The 8770-nt window shown below is 33.8% G+C and carries 10 protein-coding genes; 9 read left to right on the forward strand and 1 reads right to left on the reverse strand.

All coding sequences use genetic code 11. From position 1 onward, the window contains the following. The first annotated feature begins 21 nt into the window (after positions 1–21). The 6 genes from KA900_RS02130 to KA900_RS02155 all read left to right on the forward strand — a co-directional run bounded on the left by KA900_RS02130 (position 22) and on the right by KA900_RS02155 (position 5867). Positions 22–1089, forward strand: a complete 1068-nt coding sequence (locus tag KA900_RS02130) for an NAD(P)H-dependent flavin oxidoreductase (protein WP_210139271.1) — start codon at positions 22–24, stop codon at positions 1087–1089. Between the two features lie 193 nt (positions 1090–1282). Then, positions 1283–2131, forward strand: a complete 849-nt coding sequence (locus KA900_RS02135; protein WP_103373724.1) for a DUF72 domain-containing protein — start codon at positions 1283–1285, stop codon at positions 2129–2131. 12 nt (positions 2132–2143) lie between these two features. Then, on the forward strand, positions 2144–2968 hold the full coding sequence (locus KA900_RS02140) for a sulfite exporter TauE/SafE family protein (protein ID WP_096810541.1): 825 nt from the start codon (positions 2144–2146) through the stop codon (positions 2966–2968). A 20-nt stretch (positions 2969–2988) separates the two neighbouring features. Further along, positions 2989–4308 (forward strand): bifunctional metallophosphatase/5'-nucleotidase, encoded by a 1320-nt coding sequence (locus KA900_RS02145; protein ID WP_096811231.1) that lies wholly within the window; start codon positions 2989–2991, stop codon positions 4306–4308. Between the two features lie 81 nt (positions 4309–4389). Further along, positions 4390–5319: a lipoyl synthase gene (lipA, locus tag KA900_RS02150; protein ID WP_096810540.1), complete on the forward strand. Its 930-nt coding sequence runs from the start codon at positions 4390–4392 to the stop codon at positions 5317–5319. Between the two features lie 164 nt (positions 5320–5483). Then, the gene (locus tag KA900_RS02155; protein WP_115342334.1) at positions 5484–5867 is read left to right on the forward strand and encodes a YutD family protein; all 384 of its coding nucleotides are present in this window, start codon (positions 5484–5486) and stop codon (positions 5865–5867) included. Positions 5868–6120: 253 nt separating this feature from the next. Here the strand turns inward: KA900_RS02155 and KA900_RS02160 are convergent, their stop codons facing one another. Next, on the reverse strand, positions 6121–6387 hold the full coding sequence (locus tag KA900_RS02160) for a DUF3055 domain-containing protein (protein ID WP_096810538.1): 267 nt from the start codon (positions 6385–6387) through the stop codon (positions 6121–6123). 143 nt (positions 6388–6530) lie between these two features. On the opposite strand from KA900_RS02160, the gene KA900_RS02165 reads away from it, so the two are divergent. Genes KA900_RS02165 through KA900_RS02175 form a run of 3 tightly spaced genes read left to right on the forward strand, consistent with a single transcriptional unit; the run spans position 6531 to position 8727 of the window. After that, on the forward strand, positions 6531–6965 hold the full coding sequence (locus KA900_RS02165) for a DUF86 domain-containing protein (protein ID WP_096810537.1): 435 nt from the start codon (positions 6531–6533) through the stop codon (positions 6963–6965). A gap of 6 nt (positions 6966–6971) precedes the next feature. Then, positions 6972–7751, forward strand: a complete 780-nt coding sequence (locus tag KA900_RS02170; RefSeq protein ID WP_096811230.1) for a TIGR01457 family HAD-type hydrolase — start codon at positions 6972–6974, stop codon at positions 7749–7751. 10 nt (positions 7752–7761) lie between these two features. Continuing rightward, complete coding sequence (locus KA900_RS02175; protein ID WP_115342333.1) at positions 7762–8727, forward strand: 2-hydroxyacid dehydrogenase; 966 nt, start codon at positions 7762–7764, stop codon at positions 8725–8727. Positions 8728–8770: the final 43 nt, after the last annotated feature.

Below are 8770 nucleotides of genomic sequence, written 5' to 3' on the forward strand. Positions count from 1 at the left end.
TTAAATAAAGGGGTGTTTGATATGCACTTTTCTTCAAAGGTTACAGAAGTATTAGGTATTAAGTTGCCAATCATCCAAGCAGGGATGGCAGGGAGCACGACACCAGAATTAGTAGCAACTGTGAGCAATAGCGGTGGCCTCGGTACGATTGGCGCAGGTTATTTTACTGCAAATAGATTAGATTCAGAAATAACATACGTTCAAGAATTAACGGATTTACCCTTTGCTGTCAATTTATTTGTACCCAGTGAGCAATTATATGTGCCAGAAAATGTAGAACGTATGAACGCTTGGTTAAAACCTTATAGAAGAGCACTAAACCTTGAAGAACCAGTCATTGATATTAGTGAAGAGCAGCAATTTAATGAAGCGATTAATGTTGTAATTGAAAAAGGGATTCCAGTGGTTTCATTTACTTTTGGCATACCTAAGCAGAGCGTCATTGAAAAGTTGAATGCGCGTCAAATCACGCTTGTAGGTACTGCGACGTCTGTTGAAGAAGCGATTGCTAATGAAAGTGCTGGTATGGATGCCGTTATCGCACAAGGTAGTGAAGCGGGTGGCCATAGAGGGTCATTCACTGTGACTTCTGGTGATCATACGCCGTTAATTGGCACAATGTCACTTATACCTCAGGTTGTCGATAATGTAAGTATTCCAGTGATAGCTGCAGGTGGAATTATGGATGGGCGTGGCATAGTTGCAAGTATGGTCTTAGGCGCTGAAGCTGTACAAATGGGTACGGCCTTTTTAACTTCAGAGGAAAGTGGCGCATCTACATTATATAAAAATGCGATACAACATAGTAAAGAAACAGATACCGTGATTACTAATGTTTTTACAGGCAAACCGGCTAGAGGTATAGATAATGAGTTCATACATAAAATGGATTATTATGACGATGACATCCCAGATTATCCTATTCAAAATCAATTGACGAATGGTATTCGTAAAGCTGCAGCTCAAAAGGGTAATGCACAATGGACACATTTGTGGAGCGGCCAAAGTCCTAGGTTGTCACAATTTGTATCAGCGTCTGTGCTGATTGACAATATTGTTAAAGAAACACGTAGTATTCTCAATAAATAATTAGTTTAAATATGATTGAATGCACAGTTGCTATTTCTAAAAAGTATAGCAACTGTTTTTATTTTTATATTGAAATAATCATGTTTTTTGAGATTTTATTACGCTTGCTAGAAATTGATTGAAACATTGGAGGAATAAATTTAATCTAGTGAATCTCTTAAAAGATCTATGGTATCATGTAACTGGTGATACTATGATAAATATTGGATTAACGGGTTGGGGTGACCATGATACTTTATATGAAGATTTGCAACGTAAATCAGATAAATTGATTACATATGCGAGCCATTTTCCTATCGTGGAATTAGATGCGTCTTATTATGCTATACAACCTGAAAGAAATATTAGAAAATGGATAAGAGAAACACCAGAAAGATTTGAATTCATTGTTAAAATTCATCAAGCGTTAACATTACATGCAGATTATCATGATTTTGCTGAAACGAGACAGACACTGTTTAATCAGTTTAAAGCGATGTTGGAACCGTTAAAATCAGAACATAAATTAGCAATGGTATTAGTACAATTTCCGCCTTGGTTTGATTGTACTGCACAAAACATCACATATATTCGTTATGTACGAGAACAGTTGAAAGATTTTCCAGTATGTGTGGAATTTAGGCATCAATCTTGGTTTAATCAAACATATAAAGAAGAAACTTTAGGTTTTTTAACAGACCATGACATTATTCATGCAGTATGCGATGAACCACAAGCTGGTCAAGGTTCCATACCACTAATTAATCGCATTACGAATGAAACAGCATTCGTTCGTTATCACGGTCGGAATATATATGGTTGGACTAAAAAAGATATGACAGATGAAGCGTGGAGAGATGTAAGATATCTATATGATTACAACAAGCAAGAACTTACAGATTTAGCGCAAAAAGTTAAACTATTAGAACAAAAAGCTAAAAATATTTACGTAGTGTTTAATAATAATTCTGGTGGTCATGCTGCTCAAAATGCAAAAACATACCAAAAGTTATTAGGTATTGATTATGAAGGCTTAGCACCACAACAATTAAAATTATTTTAGGAGCGATAAAACATGTTAACAATAATCATATTGATTTTAATTGGTGGTTTATCAGCCATCCTAGGATCTCTTGTTGGTATTGGCGGGGGCATCATTATCGTCCCTACATTAGTTTATTTAGGTGTAGAAAATGATCTATTACAAGGTATCACACCTCAAATTGCAATTGGTACATCTTCATTGATTTTGATTATTACAGGATTATCATCAACATTAGGCTATTTGAAAACAAAACAAGTAGACGTTAAAAATGGCTCAATCTTTTTATTCGGCTTATTACCAGGCTCATTAATTGGTTCTATACTAAGCCGTTTTTTAACATTAGATTCCTTTAATTTATACTTTGGTGTCTTCTTGATATTTGTAGCTGTTTTACTCATGATTAGAAATAATATAGAACCAATGAAGATGTTTAATAAACCTAAATATGAACGTACATATGTTGACGGTTATGGTCGAACATATCATTATAGCGTACCGCCAGTTTTAGCATTTATAGCAACACTATTTATCGGTATACTGACTGGTTTATTTGGTATCGGAGGGGGGGCGTTAATGACGCCATTAATGCTTATCGTTTTCAGATTTCCTCCCCATGTGGCGGTCGGTACAAGTATGATGATGATTTTCTTTTCAAGTGTGATGAGCTCTGTTGGGCACATTGCACAAGGACACGTAGCTTGGGTTTATTCGATTGTCTTAATTATCTCTAGTTATATCGGCGCTAAAATAGGCGTGAAAGTGAATCAATCTATAAAATCAAATACTGTCGTTATGTTACTAAGAACAGTTATGCTAATAATGGGACTATATTTAATCATAAAATCATTTTTATAAACTAAGAGGAGGGACCCATGGTGAAATTAACTATTTACCATACAAATGATATTCACAGTCATTTGCATGAGTACGAACGTATTTCCGAATATTTAGCTCAAGAGAGACCCAAATTAGATCATCCCTCGCTCTATTTAGATATTGGAGACCATGTTGATTTATCAGCCCCTGTTACAGAAGCTACGATGGGCATAAAGAATGTTGAACTTTTAAATAAAGCACATTGTGATATAGCGACAATTGGGAATAATGAAGGTATGACTATTTCGCATGAAGCTTTAAATACACTTTATGACAATGCAAAATTTGATGTGACGTGTGCGAATGTTTTTGATGAGCAAGGCCAATTACCGCGTAATATCACCTCATCTATAATTAAAGAAATAAACGGTGTGCGTATATTATTTGTTGCAGCAACAGCACCATTCACACCATTCTATAGAGCACTAGACTGGGTCGTTACTGATCCATTAGAAGCAATTAAAGATGAAATTAGCGCTAATGAAGATGCTTATGACTTATTAATCATTATGAGTCACGTAGGTGTGTTCTTTGATGAGAAATTATGCCAAGAAATTCCAGAAATTGATTTAATATTAGGTAGTCATACGCATCATTATTTTGAAAAAGGTGAAATCAATAATGGTGTTTTAATGGCAGCTGCAGGTAAATATGGCCGTTTTATAGGTGAAGTAACATTAGAAATTGAACACGATACAGTTGTAGATAAACATGCAGTGATTTATCCAGTAGAAACATTACCAGAAGTAGTGACACACTTCGAAGCAGAAGGTAAAGCTTTATTAAGCGACGCGGTCATTGATCATCCGATTAACTTACCAAGAAGAACAGATGTCATAACCCAAACGTCTTATATGTTAGCTGAAAGTGTATTTGAATTTACAAATGCAGACTGCACAATCATCAATGCGGGTTTAATTGTAAAAGGTATTTCAGCCAACCAAGTCACGGAATTTGATATTCATCAAATGTTACCTCACCCTATCAATGCAGTACGTATTCGATTAAATGGTTTAGAATTAAAAAATGTTATTATTAAAAGTCAAAAGCAAGAGTACCTTCATGAACACGCGCAAGGCCTAGGCTTCAGAGGAGATATATTTGGTGGTTACGTTCTATATAATTTAGGGCTGATTGAATCTGAATCAAGATACTTTATTAACGGTGAAGAAATTGAAGACGACAAAACTTATGTGCTTGGCACAGTGGATATGTATACATTCGGTCGTTATTTTCCGACTTTAAAAGAACAATCTATCGATTATTTAATGCCAGAGTTTTTAAGAGATATTTACAAAGAAAAATTACTTGGTTATTAAAATATTACATTTTACGTTTTAATTTAATCCGATTTTCGTTATAATGATTACAGATTTCAAATCAGGAGGAATTGTGCGGTTATGGCTACTAAAAATGAAGAAATTTTACGTAAACCCGATTGGTTAAAAATAAAACTGAATACTAACGAAAACTACACTGGTCTCAAGAAAATGATGAGAGAAAAGAATTTAAATACAGTGTGTGAAGAAGCAAAATGTCCTAATATACACGAATGTTGGGGTGAACGTCGAACTGCTACATTTATGATTTTAGGCGCAGTTTGTACACGTGCATGTCGTTTTTGTGCCGTTAAAACAGGATTACCAAATGAGTTAGATTTAGATGAGCCAGAACGCGTGGCAGAATCTGTTGAATTAATGAATTTAAAGCATGTTGTAATTACAGCAGTTGCGCGAGATGATTTAAGAGATGCCGGTTCCAATGTTTATGCTGAAACAGTTCGTAAAGTGCGCGAGCGTAACCCTTATACGTCGATAGAAATATTACCGTCTGATATGGGTGGCGATTACGAAGCATTAGAAACCTTAATGGCTTCAAAGCCAGATATTTTAAACCATAATATTGAAACAGTTCGTCGTTTAACACCTAGAGTTCGTGCTAGAGCGACTTATGACCGTACTTTAGAATTTTTAAGACGTTCTAAAGCATTACAACCTGATATACCAACAAAATCTAGTTTAATGGTGGGCTTAGGTGAAACTCACGAAGAAATTTATGAAACAATGGATGATTTACGTGCAAATGATGTTGATATCTTAACCATTGGTCAATATTTGCAACCTTCACGTAAACATTTAAAAGTTGAAAAATATTATACACCTTTAGAATTTGGTAAATTAAGAAAAGTAGCCATGGATAAAGGATTCAAACATTGCCAAGCAGGACCACTTGTGAGAAGTTCTTATCATGCAGATGAACAAGTTAACGAAGCTGCAAAAGAAAGACATCGTTTAGGTGAAGAAAAACTTGGTGTAGATTCTAATATTTAAATATAGATATTAAATACAAAGACTTAGTTCATTTTGGAAATTAGCGATGCCCGTTAATTAAATGATGGACTAAGTCTTTATTAGCAATAGAAAAGTTATTTTACTGACTTCTCGTATGTAAGTTTAGTATGGTTTTATTAAAAATAACAATTAGGGTGAATATAATGATAAAAGTGAATAGTTTCTATTTTGAAATTATAGAAGAATACCGAGAATGTTTTGATGAAGAATTATTTGCGCAACGGTACGCAGATATTTTAGATAAATATGATTATATCGTCGGAGATTTTGGATATGACCAATTAAGATTAAAAGGCTTCTATAAAGATTCAAATAAAAAGGCAGAATTGAGTAAACGATTCTCAACGATTCAAGATTATTTATTAGAATATTGCAATTTTGGTTGTCCATATTTTATTTTGAAAAAAATTCCAGAGGATGAAGTGCCATCTCAAATTGAAGATGATGATGACGTTAAATTAACATTTGAAAAAAATAAATTACAAGATGTAAAAATCCAGCCGACGATTCAAGATACAGAAAAATAATAGGATGTTATATTCAAGTATATGACAATCTCAACATAGCTAAGTTAGCATCATAGATTAATTCAGTAACTATAAAAATAAATAGATCATAGTATACTAGACCCATAAAGCTGTGTATGATTGAATTTTAAAATACGGACGATAAACCAAAAACACAAAAAGACTACANNNNTTGTAGTCTTTTTGTGTTTTTAATCTGATAGTTTTGGTTTATTTGGTATTTAACATATAACGCGTTTAATTTTTATTTTAATTATTGTATAACTTGGTTAAGATATTCTGTGATTTCATTGCCTTCATCTTCTGTCACCCCTAAGATATGTGCAATATAACCTTCCTCTTCTAAATCATCTGTACCAATAATGCCGAATTTATTTGTCTGCATATTTAAAACGATTGTTTTACCAAAATGGCGATCGGTTTGTACAAGCATTAAATCATAACGGCTAAATTCTCCAACAAATCCTACAAATTGCACCTGTGATGATTCATTATCATCATAAAGATACATATCTATCATATAAACATCCTTTCACAATTGAGCTATGAGATTATTTAATTATTAAGGACAATTCTATATCAAAAAGTCTTGATTTACAGTATAACCATAAATGAATTTGACTGCAAAGGTATGGTATGATGAGAATGATAGGAGTGACGTAGATGTATTTTGTTAATAAAGATAAGTTAGATAAAAAGTTAAATTACTTACAAGAATTAGTTAATGATTATCCTAACCATAAAGATAACCATTACGCATTCGAAAGAATTTCACAAATGTTGATAGAATCATCTGTAGATATTGGTAATATGATTATAGATGGTTTTATTTTAAGAGATCCAGGAAATTACAAAGATGTTATAGATATTTTAGAATTAGAAAATGTTATTTCTAAAGATACACAAAGTAATATCAATCAAACCGTTGATGAAAGAAAACAATTCGTACATTATTATGATGAACTTGAAACGACACAGTTAGTACCACTTTTTGATAGAACGCTTGATTATTATCAACAATTTATTGATGAAGTTATCCAGTTTTTAAAAAATGAAAATGTCCCGATTACAGCATTTGGCCAAAAAGGAGAGAAATAAGCTTTGATGAAACATTATAAAGCGTACCTTATCGATTTAGATGGTACGATGTACAAAGGTAACGAACAAATTGATGGTGCAACACAGTTTATTGAGTATTTAAATAAACATGAGATTCCACATTTATTTGTAACGAATAATTCAACAAAAGAACCTGCCGAAGTAGTAGAAAAATTAAAAGCAATGGGCGTGACAGCTAAGCCAGATGAAGTAGTAACTTCAGCGATAGCTACCGCAGAATATATTGCTGAAGCACACCCAGGAGCTTCAATTTATATGTTGGGTGGCTCTGGTTTAGAACAAGCGTTAACGAATCATGGTTTAGTCATTAAAAATGATGAGTTCGTAGATTACGTAGTTATTGGCTTAGACGAAGCTGTAACTTATGAGAAATTGGCAACTGCTACATTAGGCGTGCGTAATGGGGCGACATTTATATCAACTAATAAAGATGTTTCTATACCGAAAGAACGTGGATTTTTACCGGGAAATGGCGCTATTACAAGCGTTGTATCCACATCGACAGGCGTTCAACCTACATTTATTGGTAAACCAGAACCTATTATTATGAATAAGGCGATGGAGATTTTAGGTTTAGATTGTTCTGAAGTGGCAATGGTGGGCGATTTATATGATACTGATATACTTTCTGGCATCAACGTTAATATGGATACAATTCATGTCCAAACTGGCGTTTCTTCGTTAGATGAAGTAAAACTTAAAGACGTTCCACCGACATACAGTTTTAAAGATTTAAATGAGGTAATCAAAGAACTCGAAATATAGGAGTGATTGAATGCAAAAAATTGTAGTGAGTAGAAAGATTCCAGAAAAATTCATTAAGCAATTAGAAACTATAGGTGAAGTAGAAGTGTGGGATGCATCATATAAGCCTATGCCGCGGGATAAATTTTTAACTGCTTTAAAAGATGCAACAGCATGCTTTGTCACATTGAGTGAAAAAATGGATGAAGAAGTTATTGAAGCTGCACCTAATCTTAAAGTCATAGCAAATATGGCAGTTGGCTATGACAATATTGATGTGCAACTAATGCAAAGCAAAGATATTGTGGTTACTAATACACCAGGCGTTTTGACAGAAACAACAGCAGAATTAGGATTCACTTTAATGCTTGCAGTAGCAAGACGTGTAGTTGAAGCGGAATCGTACGTTCAAAATGGTGAATGGCAAAGTTGGGGTCCGTATTTATTTGCGGGCAAGGATTTATTCCATGCGAACGTCGGTATTTATGGTATGGGGGATATTGGTAAAGCATTTGCGAGACGATTAAAAGGTTTTAACACTAATATTATGTATCATAATAGAACAAGACGCCCAGATGATGAAGAAGCACTTGGTGCCTTATACGTTCCATTTGAAACCTTATTAAAAGAGAGTGACTTTATCGTTTGTACCGCGCCGCTTACAGCAGAAACACGAGACAAATTTGATGAAAAAGCATTTAAAATGATGAAAAATGACGCCGTTTTCATTAATATTGGTAGAGGTGCAATAGTTGATGAAGAAGCGTTAGTATCAGCATTACAAAATGAAGAAATAAAAGCATGTGGTTTAGATGTTTTGAGAGAAGAACCTATTGATACGACGCATCCCTTATTATCAATGAAAAATGCAACTATACTCCCTCATATAGGGAGTGCATCAGTGATTACAAGAGATCGTATGGTACAACTTTGTGTAGATAATATTCAGTTAGTATTAAATGAGAAACAGCCTAAAACACCAGTAACCATAAATTAATTAAAAAAGCAGTTATCGAATTATGGCACTGAACCCTTAAAAT

Source organism: Staphylococcus sp. GDY8P120P, from assembly GCF_017892065.1.
GTDB lineage: Bacteria > Bacillota > Bacilli > Staphylococcales > Staphylococcaceae > Staphylococcus > Staphylococcus nepalensis.